This window comes from Formosa sp. L2A11 (genome assembly GCF_009796865.1).
In the GTDB taxonomy this organism is placed as follows: Bacteria; Bacteroidota; Bacteroidia; order Flavobacteriales; family Flavobacteriaceae; genus Formosa.
In genome coordinates, this window is sequence record NZ_CP047028.1 from 2,686,009 (window position 1) to 2,710,233 (window position 24,225).

Here is a 24,225-nt window from a genome sequence, read left to right on the forward strand (position 1 = left end):
ACATCATAAAATTTGAAACGCAGTAGTTTTGATAAACTTATATTTTTTGTTTCATTTTCAGTAATAAATAAAAATGAAAAAATGATTTTGAAGACCACACTAATATTCTGAATCTTTTCAAGAAGTGAAACTATTAACAAAACAGTATAATGTTTTTTATTTCTGATATATCGTCCTTCATATTTAAGCTGAAGAAGATCTCTAAAAAAATACTACATTGCATATATTCTCGCTAAGAGAAGTCTAAAAGCAGACCTTATGGAATACTTTCTTTCTATTGTTATCATCCTTTTATTACTACTTCAAAGATCTAGGTCTAACAAAGATCGTACACGGTTACAAGAAGATATAGATGCGTTAAATGACAAGTTAAATAACTTAAAAGACTTATTAAGCGCCGATAAAACATCTAAACCAATTGAAAAAGAAAAGGTTAGCGCTATTGTTAAAGATACGGTTAAACCAGCTTTAGAGGTTTCTATACCGAAGCCAGTAGATAATCCGGAAGCTTCAGACAAAATATATAAACCAACGTATACTAAAGCGGCAATGCTATCTGTAAAAGATATAAATGTGATTAAAGCAATATTTAATGCAGCTATAGACACAGACGATTTTACAAAACTGATGCCACTTCGTATTAAAATAATAGACGTTTTAGCATTACATGACTTTAAAGCACAATCTGACAAAGCATTTATAAGTACCATAATAGCAGATTACGATTACTATATTGCACACCCCTTAGAGGTGAAATTACCAAAAGAAGAAGCAACTAAAGCAGAAACTCCAGCTACCGATTTAAACACATTAGAATCAGAGACACAAGTAGTGTCCGAAATGCCTATTGTAAAAGAACCAAAGCTTACTTTTTGGGAGCTATTTAAACAGAAAAATCCTGATTTAGAGAAGTTTATTGGAGAAAATCTAATTAATAAAATCGGAATTTTAATCCTCGTTTTAGGGATTAGTTACTTCGTTAAATTTGCTATCGATAAAAACTGGATTAACGAACCTGCACGTGTAGGTATTGGTATTTTAGCGGGAAGCTTGGTGCTTTTTATAGCTCATAAATTACGACAAAAATATGCACCCTTTAGTTCGGTGCTTGTAGCAGGAGCGATTGCCATATTTTATTTTACAATAGCCATCGCTTTTCATGAATACCAACTCTTTGGGCAAGAAGTAGCTTTTGCTATTATGGTTGTAATTACAGCGTTTAGTTGCTTAATTTCCTTGTCTTATAATCGTATGGAACTCGCCATATTATCGCTTATTGGCGGATTTTTAGTGCCATTTATGATTAGTACAGGAAGTGGGAATTATCTTGTTTTATTTACTTATATAGCCATATTAGATATTGGAATATTGATTCTGGCCTATTTTAAAAAATGGCAATTATTACATATTCTTGCTTTTGCTTTTACCATTTTGTTATTTGGTGCTTGGGTATTAAAAGACACGAATACTAGTACGCCACATTACTTGGGAGCTTTAGTGTTTGGTTTTGTATTCTATATTATTTTTATAGTGACCAATATTATAAATAATATAAGATCTAAAGGAAGCTTTACCACCACACAGTTAACCATGCTTACTATTAATAACTTTGTGTTTTATGGAATTGGCATGCTGGTTTTATCCGATTATAAACCAGAATATACAGGACTTTTTACAGCTTTCTTAGCGGTGTTAAATATGGCATATTCCGTACTCTTATTTAAGAAATTTGGTTTAGATAAAAGAGGAATTTATTTATTAATAGGTCTGAGTTTAACCTTTATAACATTAGCAATTCCGGTACAATTTTCGGGACATAGTATTACTATATTTTGGGCTGTAGAAGCGGTTATGTTACTCTGGTTAGCACAAAAATCTAGAATTAAAAGCTATAGTTTTGCTGCTGTTGTTGTACAAACCTTAATGCTTGGGAGTTTATTAATGGATTGGGAAGTGTATTTTATAAATTCAGATTTAGCAGTTGTTCTTAATCCTATTTTTATAGCAGGAATTTTAGTCGTTGTATCTTTTGTAGGTGTAAACTTGCTATTGCGTAAGGATACAGAAAAAATATCTAAATTCGGATTACATTTTAATCCAGTATATTATAGAAAACTAAGCTGTATTCTTGCCGTAATTACAGGGTATTTTGTAGGTCTAGCCGAAGTTATTTATCAGTCTTTTCAGTATTTAGAATTTAATGATGTTCTAGCAATTTCTGTGCAATACCATATTTTATTTACAGCCGTATTTTGCTTTGTTTTGTATATAAACAGATCGGTTAAAACAGATAAACTTATTAATGTTTTAGCAGTTGTAAATATTGTTGCCTTTGCCGTGCTTTTTATGCAGATTCCATTTTCAGAAATAGAAGACAATATTGTTTATGGGGAAAATAACCATATTGCATATTATTTGCATATGGTTTGCTTTGTCTTTATTATCTATTTTTGGACTTTAATATACCGGACAAATAGCACTAAAAAGGTGTTTTCAATTTTCAATCATAAATTAGCTTTGTGGCTTGTGGTTTTTGTGTTGGTGCTTCTTACAAGTTACGAGGTGGTATTGCAGGGGCTTCATATTATGGATTTTTCATCAGATCAAGATTTACTAAATACTAGTTATGAAATGGTTTCTTCTGCACAGTATAAAATTATAAAAACTGGGCTTCCAATATTATGGGGAGTCTTAGCGTTTATATTGTTATTATGGGGAATAAAAAAGCAATTAAAACATTTACGTATTATTGCACTGTCTCTTTTAGGGTTAACTATTGTAAAGTTATTTGTTTATGATATTAGTAATGTTTCTGAAACAGGAAAAATTATTGCATTTATACTATTAGGTGTTCTTATTTTAGTTATTTCGTTTATATATCAAAAAATCAAAGTTCTAGTTACAGATGAAGATAAAACAGCAGAAAATGAAACTATTGATTAAACTCTTATTTATGCTTTGTGTGGTTACGGCTTTTGGTCAGGAACACACAGTAACAGGAAAAATAGATGTTGTAAAAACAGATGGTTTGCACCTTATTCCTATTCCGAATACCGTGCGTTCTTATGCTACTGCTAACATGCGAGATTTTAGAATTTTAGATGCTAAAGGGAATCAGGTACCTTATTTTGTACAACCGGAGACTTCGTATACAAGTACAATGGTTTCTAATTTTACTGAATTTTCTATTATTTCAACTAAACGCGTAATAGATACGAGTGCAACTTATGTATTTAAAAACCCTAATAAAACTATTAAACAAGCTGTGCTTTCTATTGCTAATTATGAAGGCAGTAAATACTATAAATTAGAAGGAAGTGATGATAAAATTCAATGGTTTGGAATTGTAAATAACGGCGAACTCCATGATCTGAATCATCCTGAAAACACGAGTGTTTATAAGGTAATCGATTTTCCAATATGTAATTATCCATATTTAAGAATTGTGTTTAACGACCGTAATTCTTTACCACTAAATCTCTTAAAAATAGGAGAAGCAACTGCTAAAACTGTGAATTTAGTACCTGCAGAAAAAGAAAAACTTACTGTAAGTGCTATTTCATTTTCAGAGCAAGATAAGATTACACAAATGCATATTAGTTTTGAGAGACCAGAAGTTCTAAATCAGATTAAATTAGATATTACTAGTCCCGATTTTTATAGTCGAAAAGCAACATTGTATACACTTGGAGAACGTGATGTAAAAAGAAGTGTAGAAACTTATCGTCAGCAAATTACATCCTTCGAGATTAGATCAGATAGTCCGTTGGTGTTTGATATTCCGAACACTTTAGCACAAGAAATATATTTAGATATTGAAAATAAGGACAATCCTAAATTGCAAATTCCAAACATTCACATTACCCAAACGCCTATTTATGTGGTTGCTAATTTAAAAGCAGAACAGAAGTACACAATTACCGCTGGTAACCAAACATTAAAGGCACCTGATTATGATATTTCTGAAGTAGCACATACAATAAAACGAGCTTTACCTATTGCAAGAATTAGTGCTGTAACTTATATGGCGCCAGAGAATACTGTAGAAGCAACAATTTCTATATGGCAACAACCTTGGTTTATGTGGTGTTGTATTGGTTTTGCAGCGCTTATAATTTCTTATTATGCTTTTAACTTAATTAAAGAGCTAAATAACAATAAAAAATAATTGTGTTTCTGTCTAGATAAAAAGGCAACTTGAACCTTTTATAAAAGACAAAAACTTGAAGATATAGAAACCTTGAGTTAGGTTATTTGTTCTATATTTTCAAGTTTTCTGTTTAGTCTTAGTTTTTCAATTATATCTATCTATTTATATAAAGTTACAATTTAAGAAAGGGTAGTAAGATGATTATTAGACTTTAATAGTACTTTATGATTGTTTTTGGATTTGTTTTAGACTTTACTTTTTATTAAAACCGCTATGTCGAATTAGTTTAAGCCGTTAATTTTAGATTCTAATTATTTTTATTAAAAGATAAAAAGGTAAACAGAAACTGATATTTTCCATTCAAATTATCTTTAAGTATTTTAAATGCTTTGGTAAGGTGACCTTCAACTGTTTTTATAGAAATACCTAGATAGTTTGCAATCTCCATATTGGTTAAACCTTCCTTTTTACTCATTATTAAAATTTGTTTACATTTTTTAGGAAGTACCTGAATCTCTTTTTCTAACAATTCAAGTTTTCGATTTAAACTTTCATCATATTCTTGTTTAATAACGGTAGTTAATGTATTAGAAAACGTTTTTTCTAGTAAATAGGTTTCTCTGCTGTGTTTTTTTATGTAATCTAAATATTTGTTCTTAATAGCTTTATACAACCAACCTTTTAATAAAGTGTCTACATTAAGGTCTTCTCTTTTCTGCCATAATATAAAAAATGCGTCTTGAACAAAATCTTTGGCTAAAAGTTCGTCACGACACAAACTCTTAGAATAAATATACAATTCGTTATAGTGTAAATCTACAAATTGAATAAACACCTTTTTATCGCCTTTTTTTATTGCGATTATTTCATTGTTTTTATTCATTTTGTTAGGATTAATTGTGTGTTTAGTTGTAAACGCCTTAAAATTATCAATAAATTTTTAAAATAAGCAAGGGTTTTGTAAAAACCAATCGTTTCACTAATAACAATTCGACAATCCTCAATTAACTATGCTAAAAAATAAACATATTTCGAGAATTATAACAAAGTTTTTAGATAAGACAGCTAATTCTGAGGAAATTCAAGAGTTAACGACTTGGGTTAAGCAGAATCCGTCTGCCTTTAAAGATTATGTAGAACTTCATTATTTAATTACTAGAGATATAAACAAAGGAGAAGCAGAATTTTATAAAAGTGAATTGCTTTCTAAATTCGACAATCTTTTTAAGCCAAAACAAAATAAACGTGAGTGGTTAAAATACGCTGCCATTTTTATAGGTGTATTAATAACATGTTCTACATTTTTATTTTTAAAGCACGGAAATACAGATGCAAACACTCAAGAGGAAGTTACCATTACTTTTAGTAACGGTACAAAAGAGATTCTTACTAATACTATTTCTAATATTATTTCTAGTTCAGATAAGCCTATAGCAAAACAAGAAGGCTCTAAGATTATTTATAATAAACAGAGTATCGATAAGAATGATAAAACCCAATCTCTTGTATATAATACAGTGAATGTGCCTTATGGTAAAAAATTTCAGGTTGTATTATCAGATGGGACAGAGGTTTCTCTTAATTCGGGAACGTCTTTTACTTACCCAACTGCTTTTTATAACACAGGAGAAAGACAGGTAGAATTGGTTGGTGAAGCTTATTTCTCTGTAAAATCAGATTCATTAAGACCATTTATGGTTAAATCTAAAGAGATAGTGACGCAAGTATTAGGAACAGAATTTAATTTTTCTAGTTACCCTGACGATAAAGCAACTTATGTGGTTTTAGTAGAAGGACGTGTTGCTGTTTCTAAAACAGACTATCCAGAAGCAACAGCAATGGTTTTAAAACCTAACCAAATAGCATATTACGAAAAATCGTATACAAATATAAAAATTAAGGACGTAGATGTAAGTCGTTACATCGCTTGGAAAGATGGCGGTTTATATTTTAAGAATGAAGACTTTTTTCACATTGCTAAAAAATTAGAAAGACATTATTCTGTTAACATTGAAATTAAAGATGAAACCTTAAAAACCGAAAAATTTACAGGGCGTTTTAAAACAGAGAGTATAGAAGAAGTACTAAAAGGTTTTCAAAGAATTAAGGAATTTGAATACGCTTTAAAAGATGAAAAAATAATATTAACTCAAAAAAAATAAATAATATATGATATAAACCTAAATAACGAATTGGAGTATTTTGAAAAAACCATCAAGACTCCAAAATAATTTAATAGCAAAAAAAATAACCCATTAAACAACCACCTAAAAATATGAAAAACGCACTATACAGAAACTATTTTAGAGCAAAAATAGATCTGAAAATAAAAATATCCACACTGTTTTTATTTGCTGTCTTATTTCAAGTTAGCGCGAACACTTCTAACGATTTACAATTCATTTCAATGAAAATGGAAAATGCATCTATTGGAACTGTTTTTAATGAGATAGAAAGAAGTACCGATTATAATATTCTTTACAAAGACTCTACACTTGATTTAAATAAAAAAGTCACTGTAGATGTTGTTAAGGTTGAAATAGGAACTTTAATGCATATTATATTAAAAGAAAGTAACGTTTCGTTTGAAGTAAGAAGAAAGTTAATTGTACTTATAGAAAAAGATAAAAACGCTATAGCAAACAGTATTCAATCTATAAAAGAAAATCCTATTAAAGTAACAGGTACTGTTACAGACGAAAATAATTTGCCTTTACCAGGTGTTAGCGTTGTTATTAAGGATTCTATGAAAGGTGTTTCTACAGATTTTGATGGAAACTACACATTAGATGTCCCTACAGGAAAAGTATTAGTTTTTTCTTATGTTGGTTATGAAACCAAAGAAATAACTGTTGGCTCAGAATCTATAATACATGTATCTATGGTTCCTGGTGTAAATAGCCTTGATGAAGTTATTATTACAGCCATAGGGACTAAACAATTAAAAGACAAATCTGGATCTACAAGTTCTTCAATCCAATCAGATAATATAGAAAAATCTGGAGAAACGGGTTTAATTAATTCATTAGCAGGTAAAGCTTCTGGTGTTCGTATTGGAAAATCTAACGGAGATCCAGGTGCTGGGTCATCAATTCAAATACGTGGAGCCAATACCATTCAAGGTGCTAGTCAGCCTTTAATTGTTTTAGATGGAATTCCTGTTAGTAATGATAATATTGGAGATGTTAGTGTAAGTCAGCAATCCAGATTAGACGATATTAACCCTAAGGATATTGCCTCTGTGCAAATTCTAAAAGGGGCATCTGCAGCAGCACTTTGGGGATCTCGAGCAGCAAATGGAGTTATCATGATAACCACAAAAAGTGGTCAACTTAATAAAAGACCTACCGTTCAATATTCTTTTTCTCAATCTTACGACAACATAAATGTTCGTACACAACTTCAAGATCAATACGGACAAGGTAGAAACGGTGAATTTAATGTTTCTTATGGGGAATCTTGGGGAGATAAAATAGCAAACCGTTCTGGTGAAGCAGATATTGTAGATACTTCAGGAGCATCTTTTGTTTCTAATACAACAGGAAATAAATATTATTCAATAATTACAAAAAATGCTAAAGAAACTTACAAAAATAGTAATTATAATAAAGTATTTAGAACAGGTGTTTATACACAAAATAATATTTCTGTAAATGGTGGTGGTGAAAAGGCATCTTACTTTTTTAGTTATGAAAACTTAGACCAAGACGGTATTATAGAAAATTACGATTATAAAAGACAAAATATTAGATTGAATACTAAATTTCAAGTTACCGATTGGTTAACATGGAATAATAGAGTGTCTTACACAAATACTAAATCTAACAGAATAGTACAAGCGGGAGAAAATACTAATGGCGTGTTATTAGGGCTTTTAAGAGCATCTCCAGATTTTGATATTACAGATTATAAAGGGACATATACGTCTGCTAACGGAGAGATTTTTAATAATCGCCAACGTTCTTACAGAAGACATCTTGGAGAAGCAGAAAATCCTATCTATAATAATCCGCTTTGGACAATAAATGAACAAAAAGCTCCGAGTGATGTTAATCGATTTATTATTAATCCAGAATTAACTATAGATCCTGTTGATTGGTTAAAGGTTATTTTAAGAGGAGGTATGGATTACTATAATGATACGCGAAGTGAATTTTATCCAATAGGATCTGCTAGTAGCACCAGAAGTGGTGGATATTGGACGCAAACAGATATTGTAAACAAAGAACTTAATTTTGATGGAATTGCTATAGCAACTCACGATTTTAGTGAAGATTTAGGTGTGTCTGCTACATTCGGGTACAACATTAATGATAGAGATAGAGTTGTTAACTATAATACGTTAAGTCCTTTTGCTGTAGATTCAGATTTAGCAACTCCAGATTTAAATCCTGACCAATCTTCTACGTCTTGGGATAGAACAATTACAAAAATAAGATCTAACCGTGGTTATGGAATATTAGGATTCAATTTGTATAAACAATTATTTATTAATTTCTCAGGTGCTTTAGAAGCCGCTTCTACAATTAAGGGGAGTTTTTTCTATCCTTCGGTAGATTTAGCATGGCAATTTACAGACCTTTTAAATACCGATTTTTTAAGTTTCGGAAAGTTTAGAGCATCATGGGGAAAAGTAGGTATTCAGCCAGAACCTTATAAATTTGAAACTTTGGCAACTACAGGTTTTTCTTCTTTTGGAGGTGCATTTATGGTAGATTCTGAAAAAGGAAATTCTAATTTAAGACCAGAGATTAAAACAGAATGGGAAGTTGGAGGAGATTTAAGATTCTTTAAAAATAGATTATCATTAGGAATTACATATTATGAAAATAAAACTAAAGACATCTTATTTGCTGTAAAAGCGAATCCGAGTTCTGGTTTTAACTATAATTATAAAAATGCTGCTGTTATAGAAAATAAAGGTCTTGAAATAGATCTTACCGGAAGATTGGTTGAAACAGAAGATTTTAAACTTTCATTTAATACAAATTACAATAACAATAAAAATAAAGTAGTTGATATTGCAGGAGCAGAAACTGTAGATATTGGAGGTACATCTAAAGCTGTTAAAGGATATGCAATGAGTTCTTTTTATCTACCAGGAACACTTCGTAATGCTGACAATAGCTTAGATCTAGATGCTAATGGTTTTCCGCAATTAGATACCCAAAGTCGTGTATTAGGAGATCCAAATCCGGATTGGAGAGGTGGTTTAGGAATGAAATTCGAATATAAAGATTTTGATTTTAGTTTTCTATTTGAACACTCTCATGGCGGAGATTATATAAACCGTACTAATATTGTGCTTTACGGTTTTGGAAATCATGCAAATGTTGCAAAAGAGGTTACTTTATCTGAAAATATGGTAAATGTTAATGGAGATGTTTTTGCTGCAGGAACAACAGTTAGAGGTAATGTAAAAGATTTTGGAGCAGGAAACGTATTGCTTGACGAATCTTGGTACCGAGGAATTGGTGGAGGATTAGGTTTTAATAAAACTAATGACCTTTATATAGAAGATGCTACTTGGACCAAACTACGTAATGTTACTATTGGTTATACGTTTTCTAAACTTAAAATAAGTAAAAAACTAGCTTTAGAATCTTTAAGATTTTCTGTTACAGGACGTGATTTAATTTTATGGACAGATATTATTGATGTAGATCCAGAAACGAACAATTACGGAGTAAGTAATGCCTTTGGTATGAACTATTTCAATAACCCTGGAACACGTTCTGTTTTGTTTAATATTCAAGCTAACCTATAAAAACTCAATTAATATGAAATCAACATATAAAACATTACTATTGATTTTCACTGCCTTTGCTTTTTTAGGTTGTGAAAGTGTAGTCGACGATTTAAACGATAATCCAAATCAGTTAACCCTAGACGATATAGACGCAGGTCTATTCTTAAACGGGGCAGAACTTTCTAATATAAGTATTCAATTGGGATCTTACAGCAGAATGGCAGGATACTGGTCTGGTCAATTGGTAGGGTATGAGCAAACAGAACTTGAACGCTACCAATATAATGTTACGAGTAGTACATTTGATTGGGATGGATACCAAAGTGTATTAACGCCTTTAAGAGAAATACAAGAAAGAACTACAGATAACCCATTATTGTTAGGGATTTCTAAAGTTGTTGAAGCTCATATGGTAGGAACCTATGCGTCTTTATTTGGAGATATTCCTTATTCTGAAGCACTTACAGATATTGAAAACCCTGTTTTTGACAATCAAACTTACGTTTTTGAACAATTGCAACTGCTTTTAGATGAAGCTATTGCAGAACTTGAAAATGCAGGAGGTTATGGAGTACTCGAAGATTATATTTTTAATGGAGATAGTGAAAAGTGGCTAGAATCTGCTTGGACGCTTAAAGCGCGTTACTATACACATACTAAAGAATATAGTTTAGCTTATGCAGCTGCTTTAAATGGTATTTCATCTAGTTCAAATAACATGATGTTTAACCCACTTGATATTACTGGAGAAAATAGTACAAAAAACAAATATTATATTTTACTAGAATCAGGACCTTACACAGGAACTAGCGGTAGTTATCTAGAGCAATTGTTAGATCCTACAAGTAGTGTGTCTCGTAATAATTCTAAAACAGACGAAACGGCTAGAGGTTTATATTATACTATAAATCAGACAACAGGAGATTCTAACCTTGGTATTGCTCAAGAATTGGAGCCACAACCCATGATAACGTATAGAGAAAACCTACTTATTTTAGCCGAATCTGGATTTAGAACAAATGGGTTTACTACTGGTTTAGATCATTTAAATACATTGCGTGCATTTTTAAATACAGGAAGTTTTCTTAATACCAATTTTGCTTCAGAATCTTTTACTTATGAGGCGTATACTGCCGAAGATTTTAATGCAGGAGGAATAGAAAACATGGATAATATTGATGCAGATGATGCTTTGCTTCGTGAAATAATTGAAGAGCGTTATGTTTCTGGATTTACAACTTTTATGGCTTTTGATGACACACGTAGGTTACAAAAATCAGATTCAGATCTTGCTGTACCATTTCCTTTAAATGTAGCTACAAGCACGCAAAATGTAGAACGTATGTTATACCCAGAAGATGAAATTTTATCTAATTCAAACGCGCCATCAGAACCCGGATTGTTTGCTGATACAGAGGTAAATCAATAATCTTAAACATATCATATGAAAATCGATAAAACAAAATCTGTTACAATGTATGGTATGACTTCTTTTAAGAAGGTCTTCCAAACGAAAAGTGTAGTATTATGTTTGCTAACTGCCACTGTATTTTTTCAAATACAGTGCAGTAGTAAAAAAACAATAGTAGATAAAGAGCAATCTCTTGTTGTAAAAGATATATTCGATCCAAGTTGGTTAGAAGCTACAGAAGGAAATATGCCTTTAGTTATAAGTGTGCCTCATGGAGGTTTAATTTCTCCTGCAGAAATACCAGATCGTACTTGTGGTACAAGAGAGAAAGACGACAATACTAATTTGTTGGCTTACCAAATTAGTGAAGCCTTTGAAAAACAAGGAAAAAAACCGTTTTTAATTGTATCTCAAATTGCGAGAGCTAAAATTGATTTAAATCGTGATATGGACGAAGCGACTTGCGAAAATGCCATGATGAATTCTACTTGGTACCAATATCATAAATACATTGAAGCTGCAATTTCTAAAGCTGTAGCCCAATATGGTTATGCACTTTATATAGATTTACATGGACAAAGTCACCCTGTAAAACGATTAGAACTTGGTTACACGTTACGTAAGTCGGATTTAGAAACTAATAGTATGAGCACGACAGCTATAGAGACTAAATCTTCGCTTCAGAATTTATTAAATATGACCGATAATCAAACGCTTAAAGACTTGTTAATCGGCGAAAATGCGTTAGGTACTTTTTTTGCATCTAATGGTTATCCTGCAGTTCCGAGTTTACAAGATCCTTTTCCAAAATCTGACGAAGCATATTTTACAGGAGGTTATAACACCAGACGTTACACCTCTTTAGATTATCCTAAAGTATTTGGACTACAAATAGAAGCTAATTATAAAGTTCGTGCTTCTGAAGTTAATAGAAAGGAATTTTCTGAAGCTTTTGTGACATCTATCACAGATTATTTAGGCGTTGTAGAGACCTTAATTAAATAATTTTTAAATAGATAGTATTGAATAACACTGGAGCGTTCACTCTCAATAATCCAGTGTATAATAAAATCTACCTCATCTGTTTTAAATATAATTTAGAGTAAATGAGGTAGGATTTTATCTGCAAATTAAGTTATAACAGTAATTTTTAATATACTTAAAAATGAACAATAAAAAAGTTTACAGGTTTCTTATGCTTTTCAGCATTTTTATGTTTGTAAAACAAGGGTATAGTCAAGAAACCTTTCCTAAAAATGATGTTACAGATACCAGGCCACAAACGGTAGCTTTTACAAATGCTACTATAATAGTAAATCCAACAACTACAATAGAAAATGGTACGTTATTAATTAAAGATGGTGCAATTGTATCTGTTTCTAATACTACAGAAATACCAAAAGGCTACACACAAATAGATCTTATAGGGAAATACATATATCCTTCATTTATAGATATGTTTAGTACTTATGGTCAACCAGAAGTTAAACTTCCAAAACGTGAAAATCCATTTATAAAAAGAGAACAAATACAGTCTAGTACAAAAGGCCCATATAATGCTAATGAAGCTATTAAATCTAATTATAATGGTACAGCATATTTTAGGGTAAATGAAAAACGTGCACTTAAATTAAGAGCACAAGGTTTTGGTGCTGTAGCTAGTATGCGACCAGATGGTATTGCACGTGGTACTGCAACATTTGTTGCTCTAGGAAATGAGAACGAAAATAGCATGGTATTAAAAAACAAAGTTGCCAGTCATTATTCGTTTGATAAAGGAACTTCAACACAAGATTATCCCATTTCTCCAATGGGATCTATTGCTTTATTAAGACAAACGTTTTATGATGCAAAATGGTACGTCTCTAATTCTTCACGCACCTTTTCAGATCTTACTTTAGAGGCTATTGAAAACAATAAAGATTTACCACAAATTTTTGAAGCTAAAGATTGGTTAACAGATATTCAAGTGCATAAAATTGGACAGGAATTTAATATGAATTTCATTATTAAAGGTGGAGGAAATGAATACCAACGTTTAGAAGAAATTAAACAGTTAAATTCATCTTTAATAATTCCTATAAATTTTCCTTCAGATTATAATGTCACAGATCCTGTTATTACAGACAAGATTACATTAGCCGATTTAAAACATTGGGAATTGGCGCCTTCAAATCCATCTCATTTAGAACAAGAAGGCATTTCGTTTGCTTTAACGACATATCCGCAAGAAAACCCATCACATTTCCTTGAAAATTTACGTAAAGCCGTTGCTTTTGGATTAACTAAAAAACAAGCACTATCTAGTCTTACCACAACACCTGCAAAACTCCTTAAAGTTGATGATTTAGTTGGAACATTATCTAAAGGAAAATTAGCTAATTTTATTATTGCTGATGGTGATATATTAGAGAACCAAACATTGCTTTTAGAAAACTGGGTAAAAGGTAAACCTTATATTATTCAGGAAACTATAAATAAAAATTTTGTAGGAGCATATATTTTAAATGTTGGCTCTATTAAAACAGAATTAAAAATAGGCATTAATAAGGGGAAATATATAGCGACTATTAGTTCTACAGATGGATCTGAAGATAAAGCAGATTTTAGAATGGATGGAGATCTTCCTATTTTACAATTTGTAACGAATAATTCTCAATATAATTTAAAAGGATGGCAGGTTTCAGAACCAAATAAAATTGTTTTTAAAGGCACAGGAACACTTAATTTTAAAGACGAAATAGTGTGGTCTGCAGAAAAGACTGCTAATGACAAGTTAAAAGATAAGAAAGAATCATCAAGTGATTTTGATAACTTAGGCGCTGTTTTTTACCCGTTTTTAGCCTTCGGAAATACAAGTAAAATAACTTCAGAAAATATCCTAATTACCAATGTAACCATCTGGACAAATGAAGAATCGGGTATATTAGAAGGGACAGATATACTACTAGAGGGTGGTAAAATATCTAAAATAGGTAAAAATTTGTCTGCAGAAGGCTCTCAAATTATAGATGGAACAGGAAAACATCTTACACCTGGAATTATAGACGAGCATTCGCATATTGCCTTAAACGGAATTAATGAAATTGCACCAAATTCTAGTATGGTGCGTATGGATGATGTTGTAGACTCTGAAGATCCTGGTATTTATAGAGCTTTGGCAGGAGGTGTTGTTGCAGCACAATTATTGCATGGATCATCAGATCCTATTGGAGGCCAGTCGGCATTAATTAAACTTAAATGGGGAGAATCTCCAGAAGGACTTATAATAAAAGATGCAGATCCTTTTATAAAATTTGCATTAGGAGAAAATCCAAAACGCTCAAAAAGTGGACCTTCTATTCGGTTTCCTAGAAGTTTAATGGGAATGGAACAATTCTATACAGATGCATTTACAGAGGCGTTAGCGTATCAAAAAAAAAGGGATACTTATAATCAATTAAGTAAGAAGCAGAAAGCAAAAGCAGTTATGCCTAGAAAAAACTTGGTGCATGAAGCGATGTTAGAAGTTATAGAAGAGAAACGCTTTATTTCATCACATTCATATCAGCAAAAAGAAATGCTTATGCTTATGGATGTTGCAGATCGTTTTGGCTTTACAATTAATACGTTTACTCATGCCTTAGAAGGTTACCGTATAGCCGATAAAATGCTTGAACATGGTGTTGGTGGTAGTACGTTTTCCGATCGTTGGAATTTTAAGTGGGAAACACGAAATGCAATTCCATATAATGCCACAATAATGAATACTGTTGGTGTTACTACAGCAATAAACTCTGATAGTGGAGAAACCATTAGACATTTAAATCATGAAGCCTCTAAGGCAATAAAGTATGGTAATACATCTCAAGAGGATGCATTAAAAATGATAACATTAAACCCTGCAAAATTATTACACTTAGACGATACTATGGGAAGTATAAAAGTAGGAAAGTCTGCAGATGTTGTCTTATGGTCAGGTCCGCCATTGTCTGTTTATTCTAAAGTAGAAAAAACAATAATTGAAGGCGCCATATACTTTGATATTGAAAAAGACAAAACACTTAGAACAACCATGCAAAATGAAAGAGCTCGAATTTTAAGTAAAATGGATGGATTAGAAAATGGTGCAAATCCAACAAAAATTTCAAAAGAAAAACCAGAATTTGATTGTGAATATATTCAAATGGGCAATTAATTAAAACATTAAAAATTATGAAAGCTAATAAATTATATATCCTATTGCTGTTAATAATGTCCGCTTCATTTTCAAATCATGTATTCGGACAATGGATGCCCGAAGTAGCAAAACCTCAAACAGAACCCATTTTATTATCTGGAGGAACAGTGCATACTGGAGATGGTCTTGTTCTAGAAAATACAGCCGTTGGTTTTGATCAAGGCAAAATTACCTATTTGGGAAAAGAAGACGATTTAGGAACAAAAAAAGACACCTATAAAATTATAGATATTTCAGGACAGCATGTGTATCCTGGTTTTATTCTACTAAATTCTACTATCGGAATTCAGGAAATAAGTGCAGTTCCACACTCTAACGACGTTTTGGAAGAAGGCGATTTTAATCCTAATTTAAACACCATGTATGCATACGATGCCGGATCTACATACATACCAACATTACGTTTTAATGGTATTTTGTATGTAGAGTCTATTCGACCTCGCGGTGTAATATCCGGCACATCGTCTGTCATGGAACTCGATGGTTGGAACTGGCAAGATGCGGTATTTAAAAAAGAAGCTGCAATTCATTTACATTGGCCTTCGTCTTTAAAAGCAATAGTAGATAAAGAAACAAATACGCTTCAAATGCTGCCAAATCCATCTTATAAAGACGTAAGAGATAAACTTGAAAGCTTATTCATAGCATCTATAGCGTATCGCGATACCAAGGAAAAACCAATCAATTTAAAACTAGAAGCATTAGAAGGATTATATTTAGGGAATAAAACGTTAATAATTCATGCTACCGAACCTAAAGAAATTATTGAAGGTATTTCTTTTGCTCAAAAGTTTGGAGTGAAAAATATTGCTTTGGAAGCTTCAAATGCGGTTTTAAAAGTGAAATCATTTTTAAAAGAAAACAACATTCCTGTTATACTTCCTCCAACGTATAATTTACCACGATCTTCTGATTTGGATTACGATACATATTATGCTCTACCTAATTTACTAATGAAGGATGGTATTGTAGTGGCATTAAATCATTCAGGATCTTTATCTAACGCCATGAATTTACCTTTTTACGCAGGAACAGCTGCAGCTTTTGGTTTAGATAAAGAAGAGGCTCTTAAAACAATTACGTTAAATCCTGCCAAAATACTTGGTATAGACGATAGGGTGGGAACCATAACAATGGGTAAAGATGCCAGTTTATTTGTGTCTAATGGAGATGCGCTTGATGTACAATCTAACGCCTTAACAATGGCATTCATTAGAGGAAAAAAGCTAACGTTAGATGGCCCGCATCAAGAAAATTTTAAAATTTACTCAGAAAAATATAGTCAAAAAAATTAATTTACTCAATGTATGTATTTAAAACAAATTAAAATCGACTCTATTTTTAATTTAAAGATGAAGAACACACTACTGTTATTTTTCATGTTTAGTGCTTGTATTGGTTACGGGCAGAAGGAAAAATTTAAGGGACAAGGCCCTATAAGTATTGTTGAAACAGATTCTAAACCGGTACAAAAACAATGGAAAGGCGCATTTAAATTTCCTGATAACGAGGTTACATTTTCTAATGAATTTGAAGGCGCAAGATTAAACGGAATTACCCAAAATAACGATAGTACGTATACGGCTTTAATTACTTCAGAAAACACACCTATAAACATTAGTCCTTGGTATGCGTTTAAAGTGTGGTCTAAGAAAAAGCAAACTATAGATGTAATATTAACGTATCAAGAATCTATAAAACACAGGTATTACCCAAAACTTAGTAAAGATGGAATTAATTGGTCTGTGCTAGATTCTTTACGTTATACAGCATATGATATTGAAAATACTAAAACATTTGGAAGTAGTGCGCTGCCTTTGAAAGTAAAATTACGTTTAGATATTGGCCCAGATACGTTATGGGTAGCAGGGCAGGAGTTGCAAAATTCGCCTCTAGTGAATAGCTGGATGGATAGTTTAACCCAAAGAAAATATGTTATAAAAAGTGCTATAGGACAAAGTACTGAAGGACGAGATTTAAACATGATTAGTGTAGGGAATACAGATTCTAAAAACATGATCATGATTATTTCAAGACAGCATCCTCCCGAGGTTACAGGGTATTTGGCAATGAAAGCTTTTGTCGAGACTATTGCATCAGATTCTAAATTGGCTAAAAAATTCAGAAAGAAATTCGGAACTTATGTAGTGCCTTTAATGAATCCAGATGGCGTAGATAATGGCTTTTGGCGACATAATGCGGGCGGAATAGATTTAAACAGAGATTGGGCTAATTTTAATCAGCCAGAAACCCGAGCAGTAAAGAATTTTATGGAAGATTTGGTTGCCAAAAATAACGGAAAGTTCTATTTTGGAATCGATTTTCATTCCACTTGGGATGATATTTATTATACCGTAGACCCTAATTTAAAAGGAAATATGCCAAATTTAGTGTCTGATTGGTTGGATAAACTAAAGGAAAATATAGAAGGTTACGATCCTAATATAAGTCCGAATGATAAATTGGTTCCAACGACAGTTTCAAGAAATTATTTTTTCATAGAATATGGTGCAGAAGCTTTAGTTTTTGAAGTTGGAGATAATACACCTCGAGAATTTCTTAAAGAAAAAGCGGTTACAGGCGCTAACGAACTCATGAAATTAATGTTAGAGAATATTAAAAACAAATAGCATTTACAACAAAAATAAATACTTATGAGAAAAATACTTTATCTACTCACACTCTTACTGATTTTTACAAACTGTAAGCAAAAAGAAACAATTGTTGCTCCTACAGGTTTGGTTACAGAAAAAGCCATGGTTGTTTCCGCTCGTGAAGAAGCCTCTAAAATTGGAGCCGAAATTATACAAAAAGGAGGAAATGCTTTTGATGCTATGGTGGCAACAGAACTTTCTTTGGCTGTAGCTTATCCATTTGCAGGAAATCTTGGAGGCGGAGGTTTTATGGTATATAGAACAAATAATGGGGAAGTTGGTGCTCTAGATTACCGTGAAAAAGCACCATTGGCAGCACATAAAGACATGTATTTAGATTCTTTGGGAAATGTAATTCCAAAAATGAGTACATCTGGAGGGACAGCATCTGGAGTTCCAGGAACGGTTGCAGGTGTTATGGCTGTGCATGAAAAATTCGGAAAATTGCCCTTAAATGAAATCATGGAACCCATTATAGCTTTAGCTAAAAAAGGTGTTGTGGTTACCGAAAAACAAGCAAAAAGATTAGAAGGTACACGAAATCGATTTATTGAAGTGAATGGAGAAAGCACAAAATTTGGTCAATTATTTAAGGAAGGAGACACAATAAAATATCCTGAACTCGCTAAGACTTTAGAGATTATTATGACTGAAGGAAAAGATGGTTTCTATAAAGGAAAAGTAGCTCAAAAATTAGCCGCATTTATTCAAGAACATGGTGGTTTAATTACAGAAGAAGACATGGGTAAATATGAAGCCAAGTGGAGAGATCCGATTGTGTTTGATTATAAGGAACTTAAAATTATATCTATGAGCCCGCCAAGTAGTGGAGGTGTAACTATGAACCAGATTTTTAAGATGATGGAACCTTACGATGTTGCTAAATTTGGACATAATTCGGCACAAACTGTTCAGTTATTTACAGAAGCTTCAAGACGCGCTTATGCCGATAGAAATTATTATTTAGGAGATCCCGATTTTGTAGATATTCCTTACGATATGTTATTAAACGACAAATATCTTAAAGACAGAATGTCTAATTTCTCTTTTGATAAAGCAACATTGTCTTCAGAAGTTAGTCACGGTGATGTCCAGATTTATGAAAGTATGGAAACTACACATTATTCTATTGTAGATAATGAAGGTAATGCTGTTTCTGCAACAACAACGTTAAACGGAGGGTATGGTTCTAAACTTTATATTGAAGAATTAGGCTTTTTTATGAATAATGAAATGGACGATTTTAGTTCAAAACCAGGCGTTCCTAACATGTTTGGTTTAATAGGAGCAGAAGCCAATAGTATTGCTCCAGAAAAACGAATGTTAAGTAGCATGACGCCAACAATTGTAGAAAAAGATGGTAAATTATATATGGTTGTAGGTACACCTGGAGGTTCTACAATTATTACAGCCGTAGCACAGACTATTTTAGATGTTTACGAATTTAATTTAAGTATGCAAGATGCTGTTAATGCACCGCGTTTTCATCACCAATGGTTACCAGACCAAATTATTTTTGAACCAGAGGGGTTTTCAAGTGATTTAATAGAAGGGCTAAAAACTAAAGGTTATATTATTAATGAAAAAAGAACACCAATAATAGGTAAAGTTGATGCTATTCGGGTGCTTTCTGATGGGAATTTAGAAGGTGGAGCCGATAAACGTGGAGATGATAGTGCTTTTGGATTTTAACATTCAAAATTTAAAAAGCACATAATAGTAGAGTTTTAGTATGTAATAATTAAAGCACATTTTTATATTAATATATAATATTGACTATTAATAAAATACATTTTTTTTTAGTGCAATAGCATTTTAAATTGTTTAAGAAAAGCTTAATTATAGCCATTTTCAGTATTAAATTTCGGACTTTTGAAGTCTGATAAATTAAATATTATTTTTATGAAACGCATACTATCTCTATTAGTTATATGTATATTATATAGCTGTTCTCCTAAAATTGCTGAATCTAGTAGTTCAGTTAAGAAAGACTCCGAATCAATTAATTATGAGCAGTATAATGGGACACAAGAAAATACCGTATTAGCAGTTTTATGGTTACAAATGTCTTCAGAATATAAAGCTTTATGTTATCAATCTTACGAACTTGCTCGATTACAATTAGATCAATCTCTTTTAAATAATAAGAGCAATAAACCATTAGCTATAATTACAGATATAGATGAAACAGTACTTGATAATAGTCCGTATTCAGGAAAGTCTATTGAAACGAATAAAGGATTTGATTATGAAAGTTGGGACGAATGGGGAGCGTTAGAATCTGCAGAACCTTTAGCTGGAGCAGTCGATTTTTTCAACTATGCGGCTAGTAAAAATATAACAGTTTTTTATATTTCTAATCGTAAAGATAATCAGAAAGACGCAACCATTTCTAATTTAAAAAAACAAGGATTACCTTTTGCAGATGCGCAACATGTATTACTTCAAACAACGACTTCTAATAAGGATGAACGTAGAAATAGTGTATTAGAAACACATGATGTCGTGATGTATATCGGAGATAATCTTGGTGATTTTAGTAGTGTTTTTGATCATAAAACAACTTCAGAACGACATAAAATTACAGATAGTTTAAAAGTTAAATTTGGGACATCGTATATTGTGTTACCAAATCCTATGTATGGTGCTTGGGAATATGGTTTGTATAACGAAAACCCTTATGGTATTTCAGAAAAAGAAAAAGACTCTTTAAGAAAAGCTAAATTAAAAACGTATTAATTTTTAGCCGTTCAGGATCTATTATTTAGCCGTAGCATTTACTAGAAACATAAAAAAGAGATAAACAAATCTTAATGATTTATTTATCTCTTTTTTATATATAATAAGAAAATATTATCCTCTTCTTCGTTCTAGCAATACAAACATCATTAAAGCTAGCATAACTCTATCATCATCATCACTGTCAAGTTCTCCTACTTTAGAAACTTCAAAGTTTTTTCCAAAGAAAGATTTTAATTTTTTTAGTTCAACAATAGTTTTACCACTTGTGTTTTTTACAAGGTAAGTGGGATTAAAAAGGTATCCTGTAAAGAAACTTAAAACAGGAACTTCACCTATTAAAGAGTCTAAAACTTTAATCAAAGGGTTTTTCTCATTGATAATATATTGTTGTTTTTGGTGCTGATCAATAATTTCATAATGAGCATTCCATAAAGATTTCCATCCTTTTCTTACAACTTTACCAAATTCATTATCTTTATCATCATAAAAAGAATAAGCAGTAGAGAAGTCTAACCATTTATCGGCCTTAATTTTATAGTTTAATTTACTTTTAGAGTCATCATTAAATATGCTTATATCTTCTTTAAGCTTAAACATTTTTTGACGTACATAAGCAATAGGCTTTCCGCTACTGTCTTTAGCTGTAAAATCATTAGCTAAAGTAGATATTTTAAACTCGAAAGTAACTGGGAATTTAATGTCTTGCATGTGGTTTTTTTAGAATTTTTTTTATAAAAATAAGAATTAATTACAATCTACTTGAAGACTTTTTATTTAAAAAGTATTATTTATCCTCACAACATTTTTCACAAATTCCCTGTATTAATACTTGAGAAACTGTTACTTTTCTATTTGGTATATTAGGAATAGCCATACTAATAGGTAAACAATCTACTCGGCCACATTTTAAACATTGAAAATGAGGATGTACATCTTTGTGTTTTGTAGACGAACATCCATTACATTTAGCATACCATTTAAGGCCTTCTTTACCTAGAAATGAATGCAATACACCATCTTCTTCCAGTTTATCTAACACTCTATAAATTGTTGTTTTATTAAACTTAGAATCTAATTGTTCAATTAATTGCTTTGCCGAAATCGCTTCATCACTTGTATTAAACTCATTAAGTAAAGCTTCTACAGATTTCGTTTTTCTTATCACTCCCATGAAACAAATATAATGCAACTTGGTTGTAGTAACAAGTTTTTTATTTATGTTTGCAACTCAGTTGCATTAGTATTTATGATATTCACAAAACAAAAACCAGACGAGTTAGGTGCACTTGCAAGTACACTTTGCTTAATTCATTGCGTGGCTACGCCATTTCTATTCATCGTTCAAAGTTGCTCAGTAGCTTCTTGCAACGATACACCAACGTGGTGGGGATTTATAGATACATTTTTTCTAGTTATTTCCTTTTTTGCCATTTACCGTTCAACACAAACCACAAATAGTGATTGGATTAAACCTGCTTTATGGGCAAGTTGGGGCGTATTGTTTTTCATTATTGTAAACGAAAAAATGACTTGGTTTCCAATACCAGAATATGTTATTTATATACCTGCAATTGCATTAATCACATTGCATTTATACAATAGAAAATATTGCCAATGTAATACAGATACATGTTGCACAAATGAAAGATAAAGAACAGATTACAATTACAGGAGATAATCATATATCGACTAGTGTAAACACACCTTTACGAGCAGATGCCTTTGAAAAAACAGATGCCGAAAAGATTGAGAACATCCAACATCATTTTAAAATGATTATGGAAGAATTGGGATTAGATTTAACAGATGATAGTTTATCTGGTACACCATACCGCGTAGCTAAAATGTATGTAAAGGAATTATTTTATGGATTAGATCCAAAAAATAAACCCAAACTATCCACTTTCGATAATAAGTATGGTTATAAAAAAATGTTGGTCGAACAGCATATTACAATAGATTCGGCTTGCGAGCATCATTTTTTACCTATTATTGGTTATGCACATGTTGGATACATTCCTACAGACAAGGTTATCGGACTCTCTAAAATAAATCGTTTGGTAGATTATTATGCACGTCGTCCGCAGGTTCAAGAACGTTTAGTACTTCAGATTTTGAATGATTTACAAGACGCTTTGGGAACCCAAGATGTTATTGTTTCTGTTACAGCAAAACACCTTTGTGTGTCGTCTAGAGGTATAAAAGATCAAAGTAGTTATACTACGACATTAGAATATGGTGGTCGTTTTACAGATCCTGCGACTCGACAAGAATTCTTAAATATTGTAGCCCAAGAAACATTATAATAGTTATTAAAATAACTGTGAAATAATAAAAAACAACGTGATAAATACTGTTATATAACAACTATTTATAAAAACTCATGGAAGCAATTATTACCATTGTTGGTTTTCTAGGTGCTGGAAAAACAACATTATTAAAACATATAGTAAGTAATGTTATTGCACATAAATGGCAACCTTTTATTGTTTTAAACGATTATGAAAATGCTAATTTAGACGCTGTACAATTTACAGAGAACCTCGATCCTAAATGGGTAAGAGCACTTACAGGAAGCTGTATTTGTTGTAGTGGTATAGACCAACTTAGAAATTACGTAAACCGTATTCCAGAACGTCCCAATGGTATAACTTTAATAGAAGCCAATGGTACATCAGACGCTTGTGCACTTATGGAGTTTCTTGGAGTAGGATTAGAAGCACGGTTTTTACCACCTATACAAATATCTGTTGTAGATGTTAAACAATGGCAAAAACGAGCACAACATAATGACCTCGAAATAAATCAAGTACAAGTATCATCTCTAATTGTGCTTACACATTTAGAAAATACCACAGAAAATAGACAAAAACAGGTTATAAGTGAATTGGAAGCATTAAATCCTTTTGCAAAAATTACCACTATAAATGGTATTGACATTGAAAAACTTCCAGAACTTAATCCGTCTAAATACAAAGCTAAAAAACTAGATCACAGCAAAGCGCATTGGTCTTCTTGCTCTGTAGACTTGCCTGTTTTACCGGACGAAAGTTGTATTTATAATATCTGTAAAGCACTTCCAAAAAGTATTCTTCGTGTAAAAGGCTGTACCAAAATTGGTACGGATGATGGCTATACATATTTTGAAAGTACACCTAGTGGAGATGTCTTTGTTAGACCTTTTAATGGCGTTCCTATATCCGGATCAAAATTGTTAACTATTGGTCCGGGGAGCGCGCCTTATGTTTTAAAAGAAGCTATAGAATCTAGTCTCAATTTTATAAAATAGTTAATATTCAT

General features: G+C 31.8%; 17 protein-coding genes. 14 read left to right on the forward strand and 3 right to left on the reverse strand.

Annotated elements, in window-relative coordinates; genetic code table 11:
• Positions 1-258: 258 nt before the first annotated feature.
• A complete protein-coding gene (locus GQR95_RS11780; RefSeq protein WP_233265921.1) occupies positions 259-2,943 on the forward strand; it encodes a DUF2339 domain-containing protein in 2,685 nt (894 codons plus the stop codon).
• On the forward strand, positions 2,927-4,168 hold the full coding sequence (locus GQR95_RS11785) for a DUF3999 family protein (protein WP_159023346.1): 1,242 nt from the start codon (positions 2,927-2,929) through the stop codon (positions 4,166-4,168). Before GQR95_RS11780 ends, GQR95_RS11785 begins: the two co-directional genes overlap by 17 nt.
• A gap of 289 nt (positions 4,169-4,457) precedes the next feature.
• Here the strand turns inward: GQR95_RS11785 and GQR95_RS11790 are convergent, their stop codons facing one another.
• Positions 4,458-5,033, reverse strand: a complete 576-nt coding sequence (locus tag GQR95_RS11790; RefSeq protein ID WP_159023347.1) for an RNA polymerase sigma factor — start codon at positions 5,031-5,033, stop codon at positions 4,458-4,460.
• A 127-nt stretch (positions 5,034-5,160) separates the two neighbouring features.
• On the opposite strand from GQR95_RS11790, the gene GQR95_RS11795 reads away from it, so the two are divergent.
• The 9 genes from GQR95_RS11795 (at position 5,161) to GQR95_RS11835 (ending at position 20,922) form a co-directional block, all read left to right on the forward strand.
• Positions 5,161-6,312 carry a FecR family protein gene (locus GQR95_RS11795; RefSeq protein ID WP_159023348.1) on the forward strand — a complete coding sequence of 384 codons (1,152 nt, stop codon included), beginning with the start codon at positions 5,161-5,163 and terminating at the stop codon, positions 6,310-6,312.
• Positions 6,313-6,425: 113 nt separating this feature from the next.
• Positions 6,426-9,917 (forward strand): SusC/RagA family TonB-linked outer membrane protein, encoded by a 3,492-nt coding sequence (locus tag GQR95_RS11800; protein ID WP_159023349.1) that lies wholly within the window; start codon positions 6,426-6,428, stop codon positions 9,915-9,917.
• A 13-nt stretch (positions 9,918-9,930) separates the two neighbouring features.
• Positions 9,931-11,328 (forward strand): SusD/RagB family nutrient-binding outer membrane lipoprotein, encoded by a 1,398-nt coding sequence (locus GQR95_RS11805; protein WP_159023350.1) that lies wholly within the window; start codon positions 9,931-9,933, stop codon positions 11,326-11,328.
• Positions 11,329-11,343: 15 nt separating this feature from the next.
• Positions 11,344-12,315 (forward strand): hypothetical protein, encoded by a 972-nt coding sequence (locus GQR95_RS11810; RefSeq protein ID WP_159023351.1) that lies wholly within the window; start codon positions 11,344-11,346, stop codon positions 12,313-12,315.
• A gap of 160 nt (positions 12,316-12,475) precedes the next feature.
• A complete protein-coding gene (locus tag GQR95_RS11815; RefSeq protein ID WP_159023352.1) occupies positions 12,476-15,487 on the forward strand; it encodes an amidohydrolase family protein in 3,012 nt (1,003 codons plus the stop codon).
• Positions 15,488-15,504: 17 nt separating this feature from the next.
• Positions 15,505-16,824: an amidohydrolase family protein gene (locus tag GQR95_RS11820; RefSeq protein WP_159023353.1), complete on the forward strand. Its 1,320-nt coding sequence runs from the start codon at positions 15,505-15,507 to the stop codon at positions 16,822-16,824.
• Positions 16,825-16,881: 57 nt separating this feature from the next.
• Complete coding sequence (locus GQR95_RS11825; RefSeq protein ID WP_159023354.1) at positions 16,882-18,159, forward strand: M14 family metallopeptidase; 1,278 nt, start codon at positions 16,882-16,884, stop codon at positions 18,157-18,159.
• Positions 18,160-18,183: 24 nt separating this feature from the next.
• Positions 18,184-19,875, forward strand: coding sequence for a gamma-glutamyltransferase (gene ggt, locus GQR95_RS11830; protein WP_159023355.1), 1,692 nt, complete (start codon positions 18,184-18,186; stop codon positions 19,873-19,875).
• Between the two features lie 210 nt (positions 19,876-20,085).
• Positions 20,086-20,922 carry a 5'-nucleotidase, lipoprotein e(P4) family gene (locus tag GQR95_RS11835; RefSeq protein WP_159023356.1) on the forward strand — a complete coding sequence of 279 codons (837 nt, stop codon included), beginning with the start codon at positions 20,086-20,088 and terminating at the stop codon, positions 20,920-20,922.
• Positions 20,923-21,036: 114 nt separating this feature from the next.
• Here GQR95_RS11835 and GQR95_RS11840 read toward each other — a convergent pair whose 3' ends face one another.
• Entirely contained in the window at positions 21,037-21,633 is a 597-nt protein-coding gene (locus tag GQR95_RS11840) for a hypothetical protein (protein ID WP_159023357.1), read from the reverse strand.
• A gap of 76 nt (positions 21,634-21,709) precedes the next feature.
• Positions 21,710-22,096 carry a Fur family transcriptional regulator gene (locus GQR95_RS11845; RefSeq protein ID WP_159023358.1) on the reverse strand — a complete coding sequence of 129 codons (387 nt, stop codon included), beginning with the start codon at positions 22,094-22,096 and terminating at the stop codon, positions 21,710-21,712.
• Positions 22,097-22,171: 75 nt separating this feature from the next.
• Here GQR95_RS11845 and GQR95_RS11850 point away from each other — a divergent pair, with 75 nt between their 5' ends.
• From GQR95_RS11850 to GQR95_RS11860, 3 genes are all read left to right on the forward strand, one after another.
• A complete protein-coding gene (locus GQR95_RS11850; protein WP_159023359.1) occupies positions 22,172-22,576 on the forward strand; it encodes a MerC domain-containing protein in 405 nt (134 codons plus the stop codon).
• Complete coding sequence (folE, locus tag GQR95_RS11855; protein ID WP_159023360.1) at positions 22,566-23,231, forward strand: GTP cyclohydrolase I FolE; 666 nt, start codon at positions 22,566-22,568, stop codon at positions 23,229-23,231. The genes GQR95_RS11850 and folE overlap by 11 nt, the downstream gene beginning before the upstream one ends.
• Before the next feature lie 77 nt (positions 23,232-23,308).
• Complete coding sequence (locus GQR95_RS11860) at positions 23,309-24,214, forward strand: GTP-binding protein (protein ID WP_159023361.1); 906 nt, start codon at positions 23,309-23,311, stop codon at positions 24,212-24,214.
• Positions 24,215-24,225: the final 11 nt, after the last annotated feature.

Bases quoted from the DNA above. Each gene is read 5' to 3' on its own strand.
- ggt (WP_159023355.1), top strand. From the start codon at position 18,184: ATGAGAAAAATACTTTATCTACTCACACTCTTACTGATTTTTACAAAC.
- GQR95_RS11780 (WP_233265921.1), top strand. From the start codon at position 259: ATGGAATACTTTCTTTCTATTGTTATCATCCTTTTATTACTACTTCAA.
- GQR95_RS11850 (WP_159023359.1), top strand. From the start codon at position 22,172: ATGATATTCACAAAACAAAAACCAGACGAGTTAGGTGCACTTGCAAGT.
- GQR95_RS11825 (WP_159023354.1), top strand. From the start codon at position 16,882: ATGAAGAACACACTACTGTTATTTTTCATGTTTAGTGCTTGTATTGGT.
- GQR95_RS11785 (WP_159023346.1), top strand. From the start codon at position 2,927: ATGAAACTATTGATTAAACTCTTATTTATGCTTTGTGTGGTTACGGCT.
- GQR95_RS11860 (WP_159023361.1), top strand. From the start codon at position 23,309: ATGGAAGCAATTATTACCATTGTTGGTTTTCTAGGTGCTGGAAAAACA.
- GQR95_RS11795 (WP_159023348.1), top strand. From the start codon at position 5,161: ATGCTAAAAAATAAACATATTTCGAGAATTATAACAAAGTTTTTAGAT.
- GQR95_RS11790 (WP_159023347.1), bottom strand. From the start codon at position 5,033: ATGAATAAAAACAATGAAATAATCGCAATAAAAAAAGGCGATAAAAAG.
- GQR95_RS11810 (WP_159023351.1), top strand. From the start codon at position 11,344: ATGAAAATCGATAAAACAAAATCTGTTACAATGTATGGTATGACTTCT.
- GQR95_RS11820 (WP_159023353.1), top strand. From the start codon at position 15,505: ATGAAAGCTAATAAATTATATATCCTATTGCTGTTAATAATGTCCGCT.
- GQR95_RS11805 (WP_159023350.1), top strand. From the start codon at position 9,931: ATGAAATCAACATATAAAACATTACTATTGATTTTCACTGCCTTTGCT.
- GQR95_RS11815 (WP_159023352.1), top strand. From the start codon at position 12,476: ATGAACAATAAAAAAGTTTACAGGTTTCTTATGCTTTTCAGCATTTTT.
- GQR95_RS11835 (WP_159023356.1), top strand. From the start codon at position 20,086: ATGAAACGCATACTATCTCTATTAGTTATATGTATATTATATAGCTGT.
- folE (WP_159023360.1), top strand. From the start codon at position 22,566: ATGAAAGATAAAGAACAGATTACAATTACAGGAGATAATCATATATCG.
- GQR95_RS11800 (WP_159023349.1), top strand. From the start codon at position 6,426: ATGAAAAACGCACTATACAGAAACTATTTTAGAGCAAAAATAGATCTG.
- GQR95_RS11840 (WP_159023357.1), bottom strand. From the start codon at position 21,633: ATGCAAGACATTAAATTCCCAGTTACTTTCGAGTTTAAAATATCTACT.
- GQR95_RS11845 (WP_159023358.1), bottom strand. From the start codon at position 22,096: ATGGGAGTGATAAGAAAAACGAAATCTGTAGAAGCTTTACTTAATGAG.